This window comes from Pseudomonas ovata (assembly GCF_003131185.1).
Lineage (GTDB): Bacteria > Pseudomonadota > Gammaproteobacteria > Pseudomonadales > Pseudomonadaceae > Aquipseudomonas > Aquipseudomonas ovata.
The window spans coordinates 91,942-112,770 of sequence record NZ_QFFU01000013.1; the positions used below are offsets into that span (position 1 = coordinate 91,942).

At 63.8% G+C, this 20,829-nt stretch carries 17 protein-coding genes and 1 pseudogene; 7 read left to right on the plus strand and 11 right to left on the minus strand.

Translation table 11 applies throughout. From position 1 onward, the window contains the following. Positions 1 to 19: 19 nt before the first annotated feature. Positions 20 to 1,435, plus strand: coding sequence for an MBOAT family O-acyltransferase (locus DGA31_RS17980; RefSeq protein ID WP_109513464.1), 1,416 nt, complete (start codon positions 20 to 22; stop codon positions 1,433 to 1,435). A 10-nt stretch (positions 1,436 to 1,445) separates the two neighbouring features. Beyond that, positions 1,446 to 2,588 carry an alginate O-acetyltransferase AlgX-related protein gene (locus tag DGA31_RS17985; protein ID WP_109513465.1) on the plus strand — a complete coding sequence of 381 codons (1,143 nt, stop codon included), beginning with the start codon at positions 1,446 to 1,448 and terminating at the stop codon, positions 2,586 to 2,588. Between the two features lie 244 nt (positions 2,589 to 2,832). Here the strand turns inward: DGA31_RS17985 and DGA31_RS17990 are convergent, their stop codons facing one another. Beyond that, complete coding sequence (locus tag DGA31_RS17990) at positions 2,833 to 3,273, minus strand: RES family NAD+ phosphorylase (RefSeq protein WP_109513466.1); 441 nt, start codon at positions 3,271 to 3,273, stop codon at positions 2,833 to 2,835. Further along, the gene (gene parS, locus DGA31_RS17995) at positions 3,270 to 3,710 is read right to left on the minus strand and encodes a type II RES/Xre toxin-antitoxin system antitoxin (RefSeq protein ID WP_109513467.1); all 441 of its coding nucleotides are present in this window, start codon (positions 3,708 to 3,710) and stop codon (positions 3,270 to 3,272) included. Before parS ends, DGA31_RS17990 begins: the two co-directional genes overlap by 4 nt. 180 nt (positions 3,711 to 3,890) lie before the next feature. On the opposite strand from parS, the gene DGA31_RS18000 reads away from it, so the two are divergent. From DGA31_RS18000 to DGA31_RS18010, 3 genes are read left to right on the plus strand one after another with little or no spacing between them, the layout of a single operon-like run. Then, the gene (locus tag DGA31_RS18000) at positions 3,891 to 5,282 is read left to right on the plus strand and encodes an MBOAT family O-acyltransferase (protein ID WP_109513468.1); all 1,392 of its coding nucleotides are present in this window, start codon (positions 3,891 to 3,893) and stop codon (positions 5,280 to 5,282) included. Continuing rightward, positions 5,269 to 6,504, plus strand: a complete 1,236-nt coding sequence (locus tag DGA31_RS18005; protein WP_109513469.1) for an SGNH/GDSL hydrolase family protein — start codon at positions 5,269 to 5,271, stop codon at positions 6,502 to 6,504. Before DGA31_RS18000 ends, DGA31_RS18005 begins: the two co-directional genes overlap by 14 nt. Before the next feature lies 1 nt (position 6,505). Beyond that, positions 6,506 to 7,708 (plus strand): SGNH/GDSL hydrolase family protein, encoded by a 1,203-nt coding sequence (locus DGA31_RS18010; RefSeq protein ID WP_236709367.1) that lies wholly within the window; start codon positions 6,506 to 6,508, stop codon positions 7,706 to 7,708. A gap of 29 nt (positions 7,709 to 7,737) precedes the next feature. Here the strand turns inward: DGA31_RS18010 and DGA31_RS18015 are convergent, their stop codons facing one another. From DGA31_RS18015 to tynA, 3 genes are all read right to left on the minus strand, one after another. Further along, positions 7,738 to 7,866 (minus strand): type II toxin-antitoxin system YoeB family toxin, encoded by a 129-nt coding sequence (locus DGA31_RS18015; RefSeq protein ID WP_277749402.1) that lies wholly within the window; start codon positions 7,864 to 7,866, stop codon positions 7,738 to 7,740. 6 nt (positions 7,867 to 7,872) lie between these two features. After that, entirely contained in the window at positions 7,873 to 8,253 is a 381-nt protein-coding gene (locus DGA31_RS18020) for a lysozyme inhibitor LprI family protein (protein WP_082481329.1), read from the minus strand. 375 nt (positions 8,254 to 8,628) lie between these two features. Then, on the minus strand, positions 8,629 to 10,902 hold the full coding sequence (tynA, locus tag DGA31_RS18025) for a primary-amine oxidase (RefSeq protein WP_109513471.1): 2,274 nt from the start codon (positions 10,900 to 10,902) through the stop codon (positions 8,629 to 8,631). Between the two features lie 412 nt (positions 10,903 to 11,314). On the opposite strand from tynA, the gene DGA31_RS18030 reads away from it, so the two are divergent. Then, entirely contained in the window at positions 11,315 to 12,226 is a 912-nt protein-coding gene (locus DGA31_RS18030) for a helix-turn-helix domain-containing protein (protein WP_109513472.1), read from the plus strand. Between the two features lie 69 nt (positions 12,227 to 12,295). After that, entirely contained in the window at positions 12,296 to 13,213 is a 918-nt protein-coding gene (gene feaR, locus DGA31_RS18035) for a transcriptional regulator FeaR (RefSeq protein ID WP_109513473.1), read from the plus strand. A gap of 311 nt (positions 13,214 to 13,524) precedes the next feature. On the opposite strand, the pseudogene DGA31_RS18040 reads toward feaR, so the two are convergent. From DGA31_RS18040 to DGA31_RS18065, 6 genes and pseudogenes are all read right to left on the minus strand, one after another. Next, positions 13,525 to 13,668, minus strand: a pseudogene (locus DGA31_RS18040) (type II toxin-antitoxin system RelE/ParE family toxin); the annotation flags it as partial. Continuing rightward, a complete protein-coding gene (locus DGA31_RS18045) occupies positions 13,664 to 14,527 on the minus strand; it encodes an alpha-amylase family protein (protein ID WP_161959202.1) in 864 nt (287 codons plus the stop codon). The gene DGA31_RS18045 and the pseudogene DGA31_RS18040, both read right to left, overlap by 5 nt. Continuing rightward, complete coding sequence (locus DGA31_RS18050; protein WP_109513474.1) at positions 14,528 to 15,502, minus strand: alginate O-acetyltransferase AlgX-related protein; 975 nt, start codon at positions 15,500 to 15,502, stop codon at positions 14,528 to 14,530. It lies immediately after the preceding gene. After that, positions 15,499 to 16,152: an alginate O-acetyltransferase AlgF gene (locus DGA31_RS18055; RefSeq protein WP_109513475.1), complete on the minus strand. Its 654-nt coding sequence runs from the start codon at positions 16,150 to 16,152 to the stop codon at positions 15,499 to 15,501. Before DGA31_RS18055 ends, DGA31_RS18050 begins: the two co-directional genes overlap by 4 nt. 9 nt (positions 16,153 to 16,161) lie before the next feature. Continuing rightward, complete coding sequence (locus tag DGA31_RS18060) at positions 16,162 to 18,723, minus strand: bacteriophage N4 adsorption protein A (protein WP_109513476.1); 2,562 nt, start codon at positions 18,721 to 18,723, stop codon at positions 16,162 to 16,164. Further along, a complete protein-coding gene (locus DGA31_RS18065; RefSeq protein WP_056835725.1) occupies positions 18,720 to 20,828 on the minus strand; it encodes a glycosyl transferase family protein in 2,109 nt (702 codons plus the stop codon). The genes DGA31_RS18060 and DGA31_RS18065 overlap by 4 nt, the downstream gene beginning before the upstream one ends. Between the last annotated feature and the right edge of the window lies 1 nt (position 20,829).

Below are 20,829 nucleotides of genomic sequence, written 5' to 3' on the forward strand. Positions count from 1 at the left end.
AGATCGGGCAGTTGTCGTCATGGTCTTTGCCTCCCTTGAGTTTCTCCTGCTGTTTTTGCCGGCGTTCATGCTGGTCTACTCGTTGGGACGGCCGTCGTGGCGCAACACGATCTTGCTGGTCGGCAGCTGGCTGTTCTATGGCTGGCTGAGCCCGTTGTTCCTGGCCTTGCACATGGTGTTGACCGTGGTGGCCTGGGGCGGCGGTCTGGTCGTCGACCGCACGCGTGAAGGCACCACCGCGCGCCTGCGCTGGCTGGTGGGGCTGATCGTGCTCAATGTCGCGGTCCTGTGCTGGTACAAGTACGCCAACATCCTGGCCCTGACGGCCAATGAGCTGATGACCGCCTATGGCGCCATGCCCTTCGCCTGGCAGCGGGTGGCGTTGCCGGCGGGGTTGTCATTCATCGTGCTGCAGGCCATTTCGTACCTGGTGGACGTGCACCGGCATACCGTGCCGGTGGAGCGCAGCTTTATCAATTACGCCACCTACATCTCGATGTTCGGGCATTCGATTGCCGGCCCGATCATTCGCTACGACTGGGTGCGGCGCGAGCTGAACCAGCGCTATTTCAACGGGCAGAACTTCGCCCTCGGCGCACGGCGCTTCATGATCGGCATGAGCATGAAAGTGCTGGTGGCCGACACCTTGTCGCCGCTGGTGGACGTGGCCTTTCATTTGCCACAGCCGACGCTTGTCGATGCCTGGATCGGCTGCCTGGCGTATTCGCTGCAGCTGTTCTTCGACTTTGCCGGCTACAGCGCCATGGCCATCGGCCTGGGCCTGATGCTGGGTTTTCACTTTCCGGAAAACTTCGACCGGCCCTACCTGGCGCGCAGCATCCAGGACTTCTGGCGTCGCTGGCACCTGTCGTTGTCGAGCTGGCTGCGCGATTACCTGTACATCGGCCTGGGCGGCAACCGTCATGGCACCTGGAACACCTACCGCAACCTGTTCCTGACCATGGCCATCGCCGGCCTGTGGCACGGTGGCGACAGCTGGAATTACCTGCTGTGGGGCGCGGCGCACGGTATTGCGCTGTGCGTCGACCGCGCCTGGTCGCATTCCAGCCTGCCGGCGGTGCCCAGGCCGTTGGCACATGGCTTGACGCTGTTGTTCGTGTGCCTGGCCTGGACGCTGTTTCGCTCGCCCGACTTCCATACCGCCATGACGATGTACGCCGGTCAGTTCGGCCTGCATGGCGTGGCCCTGGGCGATGCGCTGGCGGTGACGCTGCGCCCGGCCCATGGCATGGCCGCGCTGCTGGGCGTGTTGTGTGTACTGGCGCCGTTGCTGCAGCCTCGGGTCGAACAGCGCTGGTCGCACAATGGGCTGTTCGTGGCGGGCGCGGCAATATGGCCGGTGGCGGGCTTCTTGTTGTCATTCGCGCTGATCGCCAGCCGTGAGACGGTGCCGTTCTTGTACTTCCAGTTCTGAGGGGCCGGCCATGACCCGATCGTCCAACACACCGCCACCGCCCAGCGAGCTGGCACAGCGCATCAGTCCGGTGGCCGGTGTGACCCTGGCCGTGTTCATGGGCATCGGCCTGCTGGCCTGCGGGTGGTTGATGGCCAGCGGCAAGGTCCAGTGGCTGCCGGCCAGGGTCGACCGCGACACGCTGCTGCACGGTGAGGTGACCCATGCGCTGGCCAGGCAGTTGTCCGGTACGTTCCTGGCGCAGCAGGCGGCCAATCTGGAGCGCGGCGCCAGTTGGCTGCTGCTCGAGGATACCGGGCCGCGCGTGCGCCAGGGCTGTCCTGGCTGGCTGTTCCTGACGGACGAACAGCGCATCAACCGCCATGCCCAGGCCAACGAGCGGACCAAGGCCCAGGCGGTCATCGACCTCAAGCAGCGGCTGGACAAGCAGGGCATTGATCTGTGGGTCGTGGTGGTGCCGGACAAGAGCCGCATCGCCGCCAATCAACTGTGCGGGCTGTATCGCCCCGGGCAATTGCACAACCGGGTGACGCGCTGGAGCGGCATGCTGCAGGCCGCCAATGTCCACACCCTGGACCTGACTGCCGTTTTGCAACCCTTGGGCGATGCGGCCTTCTTGCGCACCGACACGCACTGGAGCGAAACCGGCGCCAGTGCCGCCGCCAATGCCGTGGCCCGGCGCCTGAAGGACGTCGGTTTCAAGGCCACCCCAAGTCGAACCTTCGACACCCGTGTGGCCCCGCTGGCGCCTCGCCCTGGTGATCTGGTGCGCCTGGCCGGGCTCGACTGGCTGCCGCTGTCGTTGCAACCGGCGCCGCAAAGCGTGGCCCGGACCACCATCAGCGAGAAGGTCGAAGCGGCCTCGGTGGGCGGTGAAAGCCTGGATGACCTGTTTGGCGATGCCGACCTGCCCAATGTCGCACTGATCGGCACCTCGTTCTCGCGCAATTCGGCGTTCGTGGACTTTCTGCAACGGGCGCTGGGCGCGCCGCTCGGTAACTTCGCCAAGGACGGTGGCGAGTTTTCCGGCGCCGCCAATGCCTACTTCGCCAGCCCGGCCTTCACCCAGACCCCGCCCAGGGTGCTGATCTGGGAGATTCCGGAGCGTGATTTGCAGACGGGGTATGTGCCGGTGGAAATCGGGCGGCAGTGAGCGGTATATCCACCCTTGTAGCTCGCCCCGTATCACTGACACCGCGCCAAGGCGGAGCGCTGTCGCGCAGCAAACACTGGGCTATGGGAGGCAGCTCTGCTGGCGATAGCTATGTAACAGGCGCAGCAGGTGTGTTGGCCTTGCTGGCCTCATCGCCGGCAGATCGGGACGCCGGCCGGCTCTCCCAAAGATTCGATGTGATCCCGGATTTACATAGCTATGACGTTCATATATAGCTATCTAGCTAGCTATATATAGTGATAGCGCCCTTAACCATCCCTGCAAAGCCTGGATACCGGGGGTTGAGCAGGTAATTGAACTCATGCGCCACCTGCACGCTGGGCACGGCCAGGGCCAGGCTCTGGTTGGATGCCAGCCACTGATCACCCAGCCAGGCGGTGGTGGCCGGGGCCGGTTCGCAGCGCCAGTCGGCAGGCAGGTCGGCGCAGGGCAGGTGCAGGACTTGCTCTTCATCCAGGGCCAGTTCGAGCATGGCGAAATGGCGCATGACCGCGCCGTCGTTCAGGTGCATCAACGTTTCGAGACGGGCCAGGGCCTGGCTGCCGGCGCCGTACACGCAAGCCTGGCCCTTGCTGTTCCAGCGGCCGCCATGACGACTGGCCACTTCGCCGTCGAAGGCCTGGGCCAGCCAGCGGCGCTTGATCAGTCGATAGATGCGGATCACGCCATCACTCCATGCTCCAGGCGTGCGATCAGGTCGAGCACGCTGTGCGATTCAGCCGAGGTGATGAGCATGTCCAGCGGTCGGCGCTGGTCCAGGCCGGCGACCGGGTGGATCAGCCAGCGTTGCACGGCCTCGGTATGGCCTTCGAACAATTCCAGCGCGGCGGCGTAGATCGAGGCCAGGCGAAACAGGCGGTCGCCTTCCTCGACATTGAAACGGCCGGCTTTCAGGCGTCGTTGCAGGGTGGCCGGGGCGATGCCCAGGTGTTCGGCCAGGGTCGAGCGATTGATGTCGAGGGCGTTGGCCATATGATCGAACACCGCATAAGGCAATCCTTCGCGCAGGGCGTCATGCAGTTGCACGCCACGCGGCGCCAGACCCAGCCAGTGCCAGAAATCTTCGGCCGAACCTGTTGTCCGAGGGAAGTCGAAAGACATGGGAAATTCCATTTGACCCAATAGTTGACTGCGCTGTGTAGCACACTTGCATACAGGTCGGATCGTTTGATGGTTGTATTCTATCCATTCGAATACATCCTGTTACATGTGTTAAGGCTCTGACATAATCGCGCCGCAACGCCCCAGCCCGCTTGATTTTTGAAGTAACGGACTACGTTGATGAGCTATTTTTCGATCGAATTCGGTCTGTTTTTCCTGCCTTTTTTTATTCTTTACTGGTGTCTTTGTGCCAGTACGCGCTTACAGAATGCGCTGTTGCTGGCCGCCAGCTATGGCATCCTGGCAACCTTCAGCCTGAACTTTCTCTATGTGCTGTTGGGCTACACCTTGGTGGTGTGCGGCCTGGGGCATTTGAGCGCGCGCTGGCCGGGCCGCTGGTTTGTCCGCGGCCTGATCCTGGCGGTGGTGCTGGGCTGTTTCTATGCCTTCAAGTACCAGGACCTGATGGCCAGTGCCGTGCAGGCCGCCGGCTTGCCGCTGCAGTGGCCGGTGCTGCAATTGCTGCTGCCGGTGGGGCTGTCGTTCTACGTGTTCCACTCGGTCAGCTACCTGGTGTCGATCAATCGTGGCGAGCTCAAGCCGGTGGCTTTGCCGGACCTGGCCTTGTACCTGGCGTTTTTCCCCAGCCTGATTGCCGGGCCGGTCAACCGCGCCTTGCATTTCATGCCACAGATTCGCCCGACCGAGGTGCGCCAGGTGCTGGACCCTTACCGCGCGCTGGGACTGATCGGCCTGGCGGCGGTCAAGTTGTTCCTGCTCAGTTCGTGGTTGGCCAATGAGTGGGTCGACCCGGTGTTCGATACACCGTCCGCCAGTTCGGCCGAGCAGATCCTGCTGGCGGTCTATGGCTACTCGCTGCAGATCTACTTCAACTTCAGCGGCTACACCAACCTGGTGACCGGTATCGCGCTGCTGCTGGGCTTTCGTCTGCCGGAGAACTTCAACTACCCGTACCTGGCGCATAACCTCAAGGAGTTCTGGGCGCGCTGGCACATCAGCCTGTCGCGCTTCATCCGTGACTACATCTACATTCCCCTGGGCGGCAACCGCCACGGGCTGTGGCTGGGCATGCTGTACATGATGATCGCCATGCTGATTTCCGGCCTGTGGCATGGAGCAAGTGTCAATTTCATCGTCTGGGGCGCGCTGCACGGCGTGGGGCTGGCGATCTACAAGCTGTGGGCAACCTGGGGCCCGGGCGAGTCGAACCACCCGGTGGCGCGGCTGCTGGCCCGCCTGTTGACCTTTCACTACGTGGCGCTGGCGTGGATTTTCTTTCGCAGCGCGACGCTGGACGACGCCATTGAATTGCTCAAGGGCCTGGGCGGCCTGTCCCTGCAAGGGCTGGACAGCGAAGCAGGCATCAGCGTGCTGGCGTGTGGCGTGATGCTGCTGTTGTACCCGGCGTGGGTCAGTTTCATGCGTGAGTTGTTCGCGGCCAGCCAGCGAATTCCGGCGGTGCTGTATCCGGTGGTGCTGGGGCTGTTCATTTCTGTGGTCATCTTTGCCTCGCCTGCCGGCGTACCGGGTTTTATCTATGCCAGTTTCTGACACCGCCACGGCCGGTCGCAGCCTGTTCATTGCCCTCAAGACCCTGATGATGCTGCTGGTGGTCATCGGCATCCTGAGCTGGCTGAACCAGGATTCCATGCGCCTGTATTGCCAGCAGAAGTACCACAGCGGTTGCGAACTGCCGGGGCTGGGCGAGCTGCCGGCCTGGCGCCTGGGGGCGGACATTACCCGGTCGCTGGGGCAGGGGCGCGAGGCCTTTGTGGCCGCTCTTTCGGGGCATGAAGCCGCCCCCGGAACAGCGCAGGACGAGGCTGTCGAACCTGCGGTGCCAGGCGTGCCGGTTGTGGAACTGCCGCCGTCAGTGGCTGCGGTCACGGTCATCGCCGGAACCCGTGACGCGCCAGGATTTGTGGCGCCGGCCGACAGTGCTGCCCTGCCTGGCGCAACGCCCGAGCCGGCCAGGCCCAAGCCGGTGGAGCCTGCTGCAGTGGCGGCCCCAGTCCCTGCCTCAATACCTGGACCTGGTGCACCAGCCGTGGCCCTGTCACCGGCACCGGTGGTGCCCGTCACGCCGCACCGCCGGCGACCACCAGGTGCGCCACACGTGGTGCTGGAGCCGGGTGACGAGGTGTTCTTCGTGGGTGATTCGCTGATGCAGGGCGTGGCGCCGCACCTGGCCAATTCGCTGCTCAAGCGCTACAACATCAAGAGCATCAACCTGAGCAAGCAGAGCACCGGACTGGCGTACCCAGGGTTTTTCAACTGGCCGCAGACGGTGCATGAAACACTGGAGGCGCATCGCAATATCCGCCTGATGGTGATCTTCCTGGGGCCCAACGATCCATGGGACATGCCCGAGTCGCGCGGCAAGCCGTTCCTGCGCTTCAAGAGCGAGGCCTGGGAAGCGCTGTACCGTCAGCGCGTGCGCTCGATTCTCGAGCAGGCGCAGCAGTTCGATGCGCAGGTAATCTGGGTCGGGCCACCGAACATGAACGCGGCCAAGCTCTCCACAGGCATGCAATATCTGCGCGAGCTGTACCGCACCGAGGCGCAGCAGTACCAGCAGATCTACCTGTCGGCCAACGAGGTGTTCGGTTATCAGGCAGAAGATTTTTCGTTCTATATGACCGACGAAGCCGGCAAGAAGAGCAAGATCCGCGTGGATGACGGTATCCACTTCACGCCATTCGGCCAGAAACTGATCGCCAACAAGGTGCTCACCCTGATCGATGTTCACCAACCTGGCTTATCGGAGCGTTGAGTTGAAGCACGCCATTTGTTTGCTGCTGTTGGGCCTGTCGCTGGGCACCAGCACAGCCCGGGCAGAAACCCCCGTCGCGCCCAAGCGCATCGTGACCAAGGCGTGGACGCCACTGTTGCCGGCCACCCGGCAGGACCCGAACCTGGCGTTGTTGGCCAGCAAGCTCAAGGCCTCGCGGAGCAAACGGGTCAGTATCGTCCAGCTAGGCGACTCGCACACCGCGGCCGACCTGTTCAGCGGTGAAATGCGTCGGCTGTTCCAGCAGGACTACGGTAACGGCGGGATCGGCTTCATCGCCGCCACACCGGTGCCTGGCACGCGCTATGACCAGGTGATCATCACCACCGGCAAGCGCCAATGGGACCTGGTGTCGAGCCGCAACCAGCAGAGCTCGCAGTTTCCGCTGGGTGGCTATCTGTCGGTGCCGCTCAGCAGCCGTCCCGGCGTGAACCTGGCCAGCCGCGAGCCGGATGAACAGCGCTACAGCCTGTCGACGCTGTACCAGGCCAGCCGCAGCACGATCCTCCAGGCCCGCGACAGTGCGACCCAGGCCAGGGCGCTGCCGGTGACCCAGGGCCAGTGGCGCTTCAGCCAGCCGATCAACAATGTGCGCCTGCCGGTGGACCTGAGCTTTGCCAGCGGCAACGGTCTGGCGGTTGGCGGCTGGTTGCTGCAGTCACAGCGCAACGCCGGCGTCGAGTACTCGGCGCTGGGTATCAATGGCGCGACGTTCGATGTGGTCGACAAGTGGCAGGCCGGCTGGCTGGAGACCCTCAAGGCCTTGCGCCCGGACCTGTTGATCCTGGCCTATGGCACCAACGAAGCCTATGACGACAGCCTGGACACCGTGCTCTACGAGCAGCGCCTCAGGGAACGCCTGCAGATGCTGCGCAAGGCGCTGCCCGGTACCGTGCTGCTGGTCACCAGTGCGCCAGATTCGGTGCGCAACAAACGCGCGGCCCGTTGTGAAGACAAGCAGGCCAACCACCTGCGCCAGGTGATCCAGATCCAGCGCCGCGTCGCCGCGCAGACCAGTGCGCTGTTCTGGGACTGGCAGGCGTTCATGGGCGGCAACTGCTCGATCGAACGCTGGCAGGCTCGCGACCTGGCCCGGCCGGACCTGGTGCATATGACAGCCGATGGCTATCGCCAGAGTGCGCAGGGGTTGTATGCGTATTTCAAAGGGGTGGTGGGGCGGCGGTGAACCTAATAGCTAGATATATAGCTATCTAGCTAGCAATTTATCTCTGCCTGTGACCAGAACCCTGAACGATCACCTTTCAACGGTTCTGGCTCGCCTGTGTCAGTAAAGGGTGTTCTGCGGATGTCCTCGATCAATTCATTGACCGAGGCAGACGTCACAATGTTTTACATCCCCGCAATCGCTTCCAGCTCATCGGCACGGCGGGCCGTGGCGTCAAGCACGCAGCTGCTGCTGTTGATGCGGTCCATCGTGCCGCCGGTCTGCTGGGCATAGAACATGCAGTTGGCGTCGCGGTATTTGAGCCACTGGCGCTGGGCGTCGAGCAGCAGGTCTTGCTGCGTTTTATCCAGCGTGGCCATGGCGGCCTTGTACTGGGCGTTCAGGCGGCCATCGTGGCGTTTGATCTCGGCACCGATGCACTCGACCATGGCGCTGGTCACGCCACCGGCAGTGTCGATACAACGGTCGTAGGTGGTGCTGTATTGCGGCTCCTTGGCGTGGACGGGCAGGGCCAGGACGGCGAGCAGCAGGAGTGAGCGGCGCATGGGGCAGGTCCTTCTAGCGGTCAGGATGATCGGGCAATCGCCAGCATACCGGCTTGATTCAGACAGTGCGCCCTGGCGATTGATCCTCCACGTCCGATCCCTGACCCAAGACAGACACACCTGCTGCGCCTGTCATATAGTCATCGCCGGCAAGCCGCCTCCCACAGTCTGGTGTCAGGCACAAAACCCAGGGCTACATCAATCCTGTGGGAGGCGGCTTGCTGCGGGCGGCGATCCGACGATGAGGCCGGCAAGGCCGATATATCTGCTGCGTCTGTTCCGTAGTCATCGCCGGCAGCTTGCTGCCTCCCACAGGCCCGCGTCGAGGCTTGACTGATCGGCATTAACCCTGCGCATTACCGCAGGATACGTCCCTCAAGGCTTCTTCAAGGCCCCCAGCGTCGGGGTTTCGTCAAAGAAGTTCCATGGCTTTAGCAGCACGTTGACCCATTCGGTCGGCATGATCGGCCATTCCTCGGCACGGGCCACGTGGGTGGTGCCGGTGGTCAGCCACACGACGTTGTCGGTGTTTTCGATCGACTGGTTGTCAGCGGTGAACTGCGCCAGGCCCGTGTCTTTGGCCGAGCGGTTCGGATAGAGGCCCTCGGGGTAGAGTTCCTGCGGGTTGTAGCGCGAGACCCAGAGCTGCTTGTCCATGAAGCTCAGGCGGTGGTTGATCCACTCATCCTTGCCGAAGTTGGCGCCCTGGGCCACCGGGTGAGTGCCGCCGGCATACGGGATCAACTGATATGACACGGTGTTGCCGACCTTGTTTTCCTTGCTCGGGTTGCTCAGCAGGCGAATGGTCGAGGGGTCGAACTTCTGTACGGCCTGTTGCTCGTCCGGCACGGTGCGTTGCTTGACCTGCATGGTGCTGGTGCGCGGCCCGCCACGGTCGTTGCTGGCCACCACCGGGTTCATCTCGACCAGCGAGTTGTTTTCGCCGTCGACGTCCATGTCCAGGCGGAAGTTGTAGATGTGCTGGTGCGTGGTGCCGACGATGTTGTGGTCGATCAGCGTGCCGTACTGGGTGTCATGGGCGGCGGTCTTGTCGCGCATGGTGCGGGTGGTGACGCCCTTGACCGCTTCGATGCCGGTGGCGCCGGCGTTGATGCCGATGGTGCCGTTCTGCTGGAAGACCCAGTCGAAGATGTAGTCGTAGTTGCCCACGGTGCTGACCCAGCGGATCACCAGTTCGCGGCGCTCGGCGCTGACGTTGGGCTGGCCCATTTCCTGGTGCTTGTACTCGGGACCGGCGTAGCGTTCGAAGATGGCGATGGCGCGCGGGATGGTGGTCGGCGCGCCGGTGTAGTCGGCAATGGTGGCGTCGAGCAGCACGGCGTTGTCGGGCGCGTCCTTGCCCGGCTGGATCGGCGAGGTGAGGGTGCCCATGCCGTATTCACCCGAGTCCAGGTAGGCCTTGAAGTACCAGCCCACGTCCGGGTCGCCGTAAGGCACGACCATGCCGCCGAGGTTGCCCTGGTACATGACCTTGCGCTTGGTGCCCTTGTCGTTGTAGCTGACTGTGGACAGCACAGGCCCCACCCGCGAATCCAGGCGCAGGTGCAGGTCCCAGTTCTGCCAGTGGATGCTGTTGCCCTTGATGGTGTAGTTCTTGCCTTCGGGCTCGATGATGTCCAGCGGCTTGACGGCGGCCTGGACCCGGTCGCTGCCGTTGTAGGCGCGTGGAGCCATGGGCACGGGAATCACACCATCGTCTTCGATCTTGATGATCTTTTTCTGCCCCAGGTCGACCACTGCCACCAGGTTCTCGATCGGGTGGGCCCAGTAGTTGCCGTCGCCGACATCCTGGTAGGCCACCACCTTGAGCAGGCGCTTATCCTGCTCAAGGCCATCCTTGTTGTCGAAATAGCCGACGGTCAACGGCGTGGTGATCACCTTCTTGATGTCGGTGATACCGCGCTTGGCCACGGCCTGGGCGTATTCGGGGCTGGTCTCGATGATCGATTGCAGGGTGGCGAAGTCATCGAGCAGGACCATGCCATGCACGCCCTCGACCGGCTGCCACGACAACAGCTGCTTGCTGACCAGGTCAACGCGCGCCTCGATGACATGCGGGCCGTGCAGCATGGTCACGTTGACCTGGCGCGGCTGATTGACCGCCTTGCCGGTCAAGGCGAAATCCCAGACCCTGGCCTTTTCCGGCTCGTTGAGGGTGATCAGGCTGAAACGCAGATCCGGCTTGTTCTTGTCCGAAGCCTTGATGATGGCCACGGCCTGCTCGATTTCCTGTGCACTGAGCGGGTTGAGCGGGTGCGGCAGGGACTCGACGACGAAGGTCTTGTCGAGCCCGGACTGGAACACCTGATTGATGAAGTCCTTGGACATGTAGGCGGTCTTGCCCTTGAACACCACTGGCACGTCCAGCGCTACGCGCTTGCCGTTGAGCTGCGCCACAGCGGCACCCGGCTTGACCTTCACGTAGGCGCCGTCCTTGGTGATGGTGAACAGGTCGGCATAGTCGTCCCACTTCACCCGCGCACCGAACGTTTCCAGAGTCGATTGCAGCGGCACCATTTCGGCCGCTCCACCATGCGCCTGGGCCAGCATGGGCACTGAGGCGATGGCCACGGCCAGGGCCAGTTGCCTGAGTGCCATACGCGGGCCGGTGAGTCGTTCATTAAACATGGTGTGAGTCCTCAGGAGCCGGTCGGAAATTTTTTATGGTTCTTTTGGTAACAACAACGCTCACGCTTTTTTGAATCCCTGCCAGGCAGTTTGTTGGGCGTGACAGCAACAACAGCGTCAGTGTTTAAAGAGTGAAATCATGAAGGCTTGACTGTAGTCCGCCGGCGCCATGAGCAAGTAACACAAATTGGCAATTGATGAATGAGGGCCGTGCAAAAGGCGCGCAATAGAACGCTGCACCGTGCGGGAGCAATAAAACTTCGATGAAGCTGCATGACCGTGCGACCGCGGCTGTTTTTATTCGCTAGTTGCCGCTGCAGACCGCATTAAGAGGGGCGGCATGAGTGTTGCAACATTTTGAAATGACCGTCTCAGCCTGCGGATTATCAGAAGCTGCTTTCCGGATTTGCCCATGCGCCAATGCGTTCATACCACCGACATCAACGAGCACGCCAACGCCTTGCCGGGCTGGCAGCAGCGCTATGACCAGCTCAGCCCCGGCCGGCTGGACGGCTGGCTGGCCATGGCACAGGTCGATGGCGTGCAGGTCTTTCGCGAGCGCCTGAATCGTTCGGTGGTGCAATCGCTGCGCCTTCCGTCGCAGACGCTCACGCTCCTGGTCCCGCTGGCCTGGCCGCAGTGGGATGAACACGGTGATATTCGTGTGCTGCAGCCCAGTCTGCTGCCCGATCATGAAGAACTGCGTGTGGTCAGCCCGGCCGGGATGGACGTGCTGTGCCTGTCCATTCCGGTCGCCATGCTGGCGTGCGTGCTGGATGAAGAAACCCTGGTGCGGCTGCACAGCGCGTCGGTGATTCAGCATATCAACGTGACCTCAGCCCGGTTTGCCGCTGACATCAAGCCGTTGCTGGTCGCGCTTGAGGGTGAGCTGCCGCCGCCTGCCGAGCTGAAGACGCAACTGGTCCTGCTGGCCGCCGAGTGGCTGGAAAGCCTGGCGGGCGAACCTCGTGCAGTGCCGTGTGCCGGCACACGGCGGTATATCGTCGACCGCTGCCACCAGTGGTTGCTGGAGGAATACCAGGCGCCGCCCAGTGTGATCGATCTGTGCCGGCGCCTGAAAGTATCCCGGCGCACCCTGCAATACAGTTTTCAATCGGTGGCGGCGGTCAGTCCGGTGCACTATTTACGCTCGGTTCGACTCAATGGGGCGCGACGCAGCATGCGCCATGACCCGCAACTGGGCATTGCCGACATTGCCGCGCATTGGGGCTTTGAACACCCCAGTTATTTCAGCCTTGAATACCAGAAGTTGTTTGGCGAGTTGCCATCCGTCAACCGCCGCAGCCAACAGGCGCGGCAGTAGACAAACACCGTATTTATCGGGATAAGGGTGCAATAAAATACAACAAGACAGGCGAGGCGGCGAAACGCCATGGGCATGTTCCAGAGCACACAGACCGATCAGTTCCAGGCGTGGCTGCATGACGTCAACCAGGCCTGTGGTGCCTTCGCAGCCAGGCCGCTGGGTGCACAGTACGGCGGTGCCCTGCGCGAGCATCGCTCCGGCGCCCTCAAGCTGAGCATTGTTGATGTACACGATGTGCAGCTCTACCGGGGGGCGCGCGAACTGGCCCACGGCGACGACAACCATTACTACGCGGTCTTTCAACTGCAGGGCAGCGCCAGCCTGGAACAGGAGCAGGACAGCGTCGTGCTGCAACCAGGTGACATCGCGCTGCTGGATGCGGCCCGCCCGGCCAGCCTGCTGTATGGCGAAAATGTCCGGCAATTGTCGTTGATCCTGCCCCGGCCGCTGGTCGAGCAGAGCCTGCAGTTTGCCGCAGTGCGCTGCGCCCAGCGCATCCCGGGCCATTCACCGCTGGCCAGTCTGGCCAGCCGCCTGATCCTCGATTCGACCCACCAGTCGTGCCTGAGCTTTGCCGAAAGCGAGGCGATTCTGGGTGCTGTGCTTGACTTGCTGCGACCGGCCATCGGCGTGGCCCGGCGCGAAACCGACAACCACGAGCGGCTGTTGCGCAAGGCGCTGGACTTCATCGACGAAAACATCGGTAATGAAGCGCTGTGCCCGGACCTGGTGGCCGCCGAAGTCGGCGTTTCGGTGCGTGGCCTGTACCGGTTGTTTGCCAGAAAGAACCTGGTCATCGCCCAGTACATCAAGAACCGCCGCCTGGACCTGTGCGCCGAATCACTGCGCAGCGCGCATCAGACCCAGACGCTGTCGACGCTGGGCTACGCGTGGGGGTTCTCGGACTACAGCTACTTTTCCACGGCCTTCAAGGCGCGCTTTGGTGTGTCGCCGAGTGAGTACCGCAAGCGGTATCTGGGGTGAGGGCGTGTTGTTTCGACAGCCTCCCATCAAACACCAAATAATTTACTGATTTTATTGGATATTGAATTCACCTCCTGTGGGAGGCGGCTTGCCGGCGATGGCGATGGAACAGACGCAGCAGGTGTGTTGGCCTTACCGGCCTCATCGTCGGATCGCCGCCCGGAGCAGAGCCCCCTCCCGCAGGATTGATGTCGCCCAGGACCTCGTGCCTGGTATAAGACCAGTGTTTGCTGCGCGACAGCGCTCCGCCAAGGCGGCTGGTAGTCTCCGCCAGGAATTAATTTAATATCCAATAGAATCAGTAAGTTATTTTATTTATAAGGGGCGCGATCTTCGCGTGTGTGCCACAGGCGCAACAGGTAAATGGTCGAGGCCTGTATCTCATAGCGCAATTCGTAATGGCCGATCTGAATCCGGCGCACATCCCGTGGCTCGAACTCTTCCAGGCGTTCACCGCGCCAACTGCTGTACCAATTCGGGCGTCACATAATGCGGCCCATCGAACAGGTACAACGGGTAGCCGTCATAGGCTGCCAACTGGGGCTTGAGCTCGCCGACGGTCGCCGGGCGAAAGCCGCCGCCGACCTGCGGGCGGAAGGCTTCGACGATCAGGCGCACACGGTGCTTGCCCAGGCGCTGGCTCAGCGCGTCGGCGTAGGTGCGGGCCACCGGGGCGCTGCGGGCGTAGACGCCGACGCCGTCCTGGAAGAACACGCCGATGTCATCGGGCAGCCATTGCTGCAGCCACTCGGCGGTGGCGGCGGGGCCGATGTTGGCGCCGTCGTAGACGCTGATCCACAGCGGTCGTGGCAGTCTGGCCAGCAGCGCCGGCAGCTCGCTGGCGCGGGTCCAGCTGGGGTCGACTTCGGCGGGAAAGTACCAGCCGGTGACATGCAGTGGAGTCTTGATCTTCGCCACCTTTTCGGACAACGCCGCCAGGTGCTCGATGTTGTCGCGTGAGCGGTTTTCGCTGTAGTACCCGGCCAGCCCCAGGATCACATCCTGTGCCCAGGGCTCGCCGGCAATGCGCTGCCAGTCGGGCATCACCGGTACGCCGGGCAGGCCGGTGCCGGGGATGAACGCCTGGTCGTCGACCACCGACCATTGCACCAGCAGTTCCCTGGCGCCCAGCGTGTGCCAGTCGCCGCGAATGCCGACGGTGGCGTTGTCCGGCTGCCAGACCATGCCGACGATGCCAGGCTGCAGCGGCTTGTCGGCGGTGACGTACAGCAGCGTGGTGCCGGTGACGAAGGTCAGCGCCAGCAGGAGCAGGCCCGCAGTGGTGCGGTTCAGGGTGCGGCCGAACATATTCAATCAGAGCGCCTTCTGGATGCGTTGCTGCCACAGGTTCAACGAGATCACACCCTTGGCGTTCCATTGCGCGGTGGCGTCGGGGCCCAGGTGGAACTGACCTTCGTTGAATTGCCAGACGATGACCTGCGGTTTGTGTTCGGCAAAGTCCGGCGACTCCAGGTACTGCAACAGCGTGGCCCATGGCCCCACATCGCCGGGGTTCCAGGTCAGGTTGACCGGGCGGTCCAGGGCGTTGGAGAGCTTTTGCGTGAACCCCAGGTAAGGCTGCACGAAGCTGTTGCCGATCACCTGCACTGGCGCCGGCGCGTCGTCGATCAGCAGGTCTTTCTCGACCTGATGGCGCACGGTGTAGATGTCGCGGCCGATTGCCTTGCGCTTGATGGCCGGCAAAAAGTTGGCTGCCAGGTCGCCAAAGGCGCGTTTGTCGAACCACTCGCCCAATACCGCGCCACCTCCCGGCGCACCGGTCAGACGGTAGCGCTGGTTGATCAGTTGCGCGGTGGCGTCGGCGGTGTTTTCGGCGCTCCAGGCGGTCCAGTGGTAGTCGGCGCGATAAAACGCGGTCTGCTCGCCGTGTTCGGTACGTTGCAGGATCGGCTTGATGTCGAGCGTGGTCAGCCCGGCCTTGTTCAGCTCGCCTTGCAGGCGCTCGTAGCGCTGGGACACCGCCGGACTCAGGGCCTGGCCCTGTGGCAGGCGTGCGGCATAGAGCGGGGCTTTCATGGGCACCACCAGCACCACCAGTTCGATCCTGGCCTGGGCCAGGCGCTGCTGCACCTGTCTGACCAGGGTGGTGCTGCGTGCAAGGCCGGCGTTATCGACCTGGCTCAGGCTTTCCCAGGCCGGAAACAGCCAGCCGTCCTGGCCGACGATCACCGCCGAGGCGGCTTGAGCGGCGGTGCCTGACAGGCTCAATAGCACAGCGGCTACGCACGAGGACCAGGCACGACGGGCAGGATGGACGGCAGCCTTCATGGCGCGGTCTTGTCGACTAGGCCGATCAGGCGCGGGTTCTGCGCCGTCCCGACCAGGAACAGGCTGTAGCGGTCACCGGCCTGGAAGGGCTGCAGTTGCAGCGGCAGGCTGGCGGCCTGGCCACAGTGGCCGATCAAGGTGGCCTGCACCGGGTTGATGGTGCGCTGGGCCTGGCCCCCGGAGGCCACCTGGCTGAACACACTGCCGCCGTTGGCGAGCTTGATATCGGCCTGGGCGCAGCCGGTGCTGAGGTTATAGGTGTTGAGCTCGGCCTTGAGGTCCTTGCCGCGTGGCGGCGGGTCGATGACCAGGCGTGGCGCGGCTGCCGGGTCACGGTCCAGGATCAGGGTGACAAAGGCATTGGCCGGTGCTTTCAGGTCGCGCAGCGCTCGACCGTTGACCGTGATCGGCAGCGGCTTGCGGGCATCGACCGCCTGGAACGGGCTGGCGACGATGGCCTGGGCCGACAGGGCCTGGGCGGCCCCTGTGCCGATGCGCACCTGTTGTTCGGTGTCGGCCGGGTTGACCACGCGCACCCAGGCCGAGCCTTCAGGCAGTTTCGGGGCATAGAGCTGGGCGATGCCGGCGGCGGCCTGGGCCACGGTGCAGGCCAGCCCCAGGCCGAGCAGCAAGCTGATACGGGTGTACATGAGCGGTCCTCAGTAAGAGTAAGTCAGTCGGGAGAACACACCTTTGGCACGGTCATCGCCAAAGACTCTCAGCCGGTATTGCAAGGAAAAATCGACATAGGAACGCGGTGCGTTGTAGGCGTCTTCACGAAACCAGTAGCGCACGTTGTTGCCGATGCCCAGGCCGCCGGCGCTGCCAGAGGCATAGTCCGTGCTGCCATCGGCCTGGATTTCAGCGTCCATCTTCGAGTCGTAGTCGAACGCGGCGACCACATGCGGGAAACTCACCCAGCGCGAGCCGGTGCCGCCGATGGCGTAGCTGCGCCCGCCCTGCCATTCACTGTTGAAGTAGTTGCGCGAGTCGCCCAGGTAGCGGCCCGCCTCGGCGAACAGCTGCGAGGTCCACCAACTGGGCGTATCGACGCGCAGGTCGGTGCCGACACTGGCGCCATAGCCCAGGCGCAGCAGCCAGTCGCCGTCGATGTCGGACGAACCCAGCGGGAAGGTGCGCTCCACGGCCGCGACCACGTTGACCGATGAGAGCGGTTTGACCCGCACGCCCAGCGCGCCTTGCAAGGCCTCCAGCCCGGTGTCGGCGTCACCGTCCTTGCTCCACAGCGTGTCGCTGAGGCGCCCATAGACTTCGACGTAGCGTGCGTTGCGGTAACCCAGCGGGCGCCACGACGCTTCCGTGCTGTTCTGCAGGCTGTCATTGCTGCGACTGCCGCTGCCGCCGGTGGTGTTGCCGGTACTGGGGGCAGCGCTCAGGCCGCTGGCCGAGCTGTTGCCGCGGTAAGTGGTGGTGCTGGTCAGGCCCACGCTGCGCGAGACATCAGCCACCGCGCGCCGGGTGTCGAACACCTGCTGCGCCGACAGGGGCAGTTCGCCGGCCTTTTCAGCATCGACGACACGCTTGAAGTAACCCACGGCGCCCTTGTCGTCATTGACTCGCATGGCGGTGTAGGCCGCATCCTGCGTGGCGGTCGGCGGCAGACCGCTTTCGCTGTCGGCCTTGGCAAATGAGGCGTGGGCCGCTTCATCATCGCCGGCCTGGATCGACAGGTAGGCGACCTGCAACTGACTCATGGCATTCAATTCACCGCCGTCGCGGGCCAGTTGCAGGCGCTCGCGGGCGGTCTGCTGCTGACCCAGGGCCGCATACAGGCTGGCCTCTTCGTAATTGGGCAGGCTGCCCATGGCCAGGGCCTGGCTGAAGTCCTTGCGGGCGCCGGCATCGTCATCGGCCTGTTGGCGCAGGCGTCCACGCTGGGTCAACAGGCGGGCGTCATCACCGGCCACCTGCAAACCCTGGCCAAGGGCATCGATGGCCTGCGACAGGTGCTTCTGCTCGCTCAGGGCGGTGGCCTTCAGGCCGTAATACGCCGGATTGCCGGGGGCGCGGCGAATCGCTTCGTCGGCCAGTGCAGCGGCGGTTACGGGGTCCTTGCGCGCCAGGGCCGCATAAGCCTGCACAGCCAGGTCGGTGCCGGCATCACGCTGATTGCCCGGCCACAGGTCACAGACCAGGCCGAACGCACTTTCCTGGCAGTTCAGGGCCGGGGCCGGAAAGCGCATCGTGGTTTGCAAACCCTTGCGTTGTTGGCGTGCAGCGGCCTGCGCGACGCCGCGGCGGCGCGTCAGTTCGCCGTCATCATCCTCGGGCAGGGCCTGCAAATGTTCCAGGGCCTGTTGCGGGTGCTGGTCGAGCAGCGCCAGGTCGGCGGCGAAGAAGCGGATCTCGCGGACTTCGGAATCGAGCAGGCCCTTGATGGCCAGCGCCCGCTTCAGGTCGGCCTGGGCGGCCTGGGCCTTGCCCTGACGATCGAGGGCATAGCTGCGCAGGATCCACGGGGCGATCTCGCCGTCGTCCTGGGCCAGCGCGCCGGTGGCCGCTTGCTCGGCCCCTTGATAGTCCTTGGCGGCCAACAAGGCGCTGATCAACAGTTCCTGATTGGCCGCCACTTCAGGGGCCCAGGCCACCGCCTGGCGAGCCTGATCCACGGCCAGCGACAGGTTGCTCTGTTGCAGCGCCCGGTAGCCGGCAATCGCCAGTGGTGCGGCCAGTTGCCGGCGGATGGCTTCGCGGCGCATCAACAAGGTGTCGTCGTCAGGGAAACTGCGCAAGGCGTCGGTGGTGGCCTGGTCAGCGGCGTGCAGATCCTGTTGGCGCTGCAGTGACTCGATCAGCAGCAGGCGGTAATCCATACGCCCAGGGGCCTGACTGATGGCCTGGCGGGCAGCGCGGGCGGCCCCGGCAAAGTCTTCTCGGTCGTAGGCCTTGAAGGCCTGGGCGGCAACGCCAAAGCCTGGTGCCGGTCGCGCTTGCGGGTAACGTTGCGGATGATCGCGGCGGTACTTGTCGCGCTCGGCCAGGGCCATCAAAGTCTTGAGCTGGGCGACATCCGGGCGTTGGCGCAGGGCTTCGCGGGCCTTGCTGATGGCCAGGTCGTAGTTTTCCCGGTCGTAGGCACGGTAGGCCTCGCTGGCCAGCTGGTAGGCCGAGCCGCTCAGGGGCAACGGCAGGATTTCAGCCGTGGCACTGAGCGGTAACAGGGCCAGCAAGACCAGTAGGGGCAAGAGCGGGCGCATCATGACGTAGGCTCCAGAGCGGCAGGGCGATGCTGGCGGGCGACCGCCTGCTCGATGGTGTCGCGGGGCAACACGCCCAGGTCCACCAGGTAGTCGCCGATGCGTCCGTGGTGCTGCGGGCGATAGTTGAGCATGGCGCGGTCGAACACCTGGCGGTCGATCAGGCCGGCCTCGATCAGCAGGTCGCCCAGCAGCGGTGTGCCGGCGGCCGGTGGCTGCGTGCCGGGGCGGCTGCCGATCTGGCGCAGGCGCTCGACCACCTCGCCTTCGCGAGCGATCAATTGCAGCGGCTCACCACCCAGCGCGGCACTGACCTGGCGCAGGCCTTCGTCCGGCAACGGGCTGGTCACGGCGATACGCGGCTGGCCGTTGGGCGCCGGTGTCAGGGGGACGGTGCGCCAGCGCAGGCAGAACTCATCGTCGAGTGCGCCGTCCTGGCGGTTGGCGTCCAGTTCGAAAATGCGCGGCAGGTCGTTCTGGAAGGCAATGGCCTCGGCCAGGGTTTCGTCGTCGAGCCAGCCACGTCCGAGCAGGATGCGCCCCAGTGGCAGCGGCCGGCTTTGTTGCTCGTCCAGGGCAGTTTGCAGCCTGGCGTCGGTAATTGCCTGCCAGGACAGCAGCACGCTGCCCAGTTTGCGTGGCGCCGCGGCGACCAGGTCGGTGGACGGGAAGTCGTGCATGGTCTTGTCCCACACCAGCTTGCGCCCCAGCAGCTTGCCGATCAGGAACATGCGCCAGGCGCGGGCGGCGGCCATGAAATTGACGAAGTTGCCCACCACCATGCGCGGGATCGACAGCAACCCGTGCTGCCAGCCGTACAGCACGCTGGTGAAGTAGTAGCGGTGCAGCATGCGCCACAGCAGCGCGATGCCGTTGGTCAGCAACAGGGCCTGCAAGGTGTCGTTGTCATCGAACCAGGCCGGGAAGCTCACGTCCCACAGGCCGCTGTAGCGCAGCACGATCAGCGCCACCAGTTGCAGCAGGATCACGTAGGCGAGAATGCTGATGAACGAGGTGACGATGCCCTTGCGGTCGCGAAATAACAGGTAGCGGTTGGCCAGCGAGCCGCTCCAGCCCATCTGCTCCCAGCCTTGCAGGCCGATGCCCAGGGTCCAGCGGGCTTTCTGGCGAAAAGCGGTGCGGAAGGTGTCGGGGAAGAACTCGCGCACGCACAAGGGCATGTGCAGGGTCGATTCGTACGGTTTGCGAAACCACGACTTGCGCAGCACCCGGAACTGCACCGCAAAGCGCACGAAGATGGCGTTCATCCCGTATTTGGCCAGGCGCGCACCGACGTCGTAGTCCTCGGTCAGGCTGTCGGTGTTGAACGGCTGGTTCTGGTTTTCGGCAGCCAGCACTTGCAGGGCACGGTTGGAAAAACAGGTACCGACGCCGGCCGAGGGCACGGTGTCGGTCATGCTCTCACGCACCACCAGGTCCTTGCCGTGCCATTCGGCGAACTCGTCCATGTAGGTGCCGGCCACCCATTCGTACCAGTTGCGCTCCAGCGACACCACCGGCAGCTGGATCATGTCCTTGCGCGGGAGCAGGTAGTTGAACAGGCGCAGTTCCAGCGGGTGTAGCACATCTTCACTGTCATGCAGCACGGTGCCGGCGAAGGTCATGCCGTGGGTTTTCTCGTGCAGGAAAATCGCCTGGATGATCCAGTTCAGGCAGTCGGCCTTGCAGGTGGGGCCGGCGTGAGGCACTTCGACACGGTGCAGTTGCTTGTAACGCCGGCGCATGCGCTCCACTTCATCGATGGTGCGCTGGTCGTTGATGTAGGTGCCGACGAAGACCATGTAGTTCTGGTAATCCAGGGTCGAGACCATGTTCTCGATCATCGGCGCGATGACGTCGTATTCCAGCCAGGCCGGCACCATGATTGCCAGGGGTTGCTGGTCGCGGTCGAGCAACTGCTGCTCGGTCAGCGGCCGATAGCGGCGCTCGGCGGTGAACTTGCGGTACAGGCGACGCGACCAGTACCACACATCCACGATCAGGTCGTCCAGGCTGGACACAAGGATCAGTACCGCGACCACCAGGGTCGCGGCTTCCAGGAAGCTGTAGTAGTGAGCCAGCCAGTAGGGCCAATAGAGCGAGGTCATC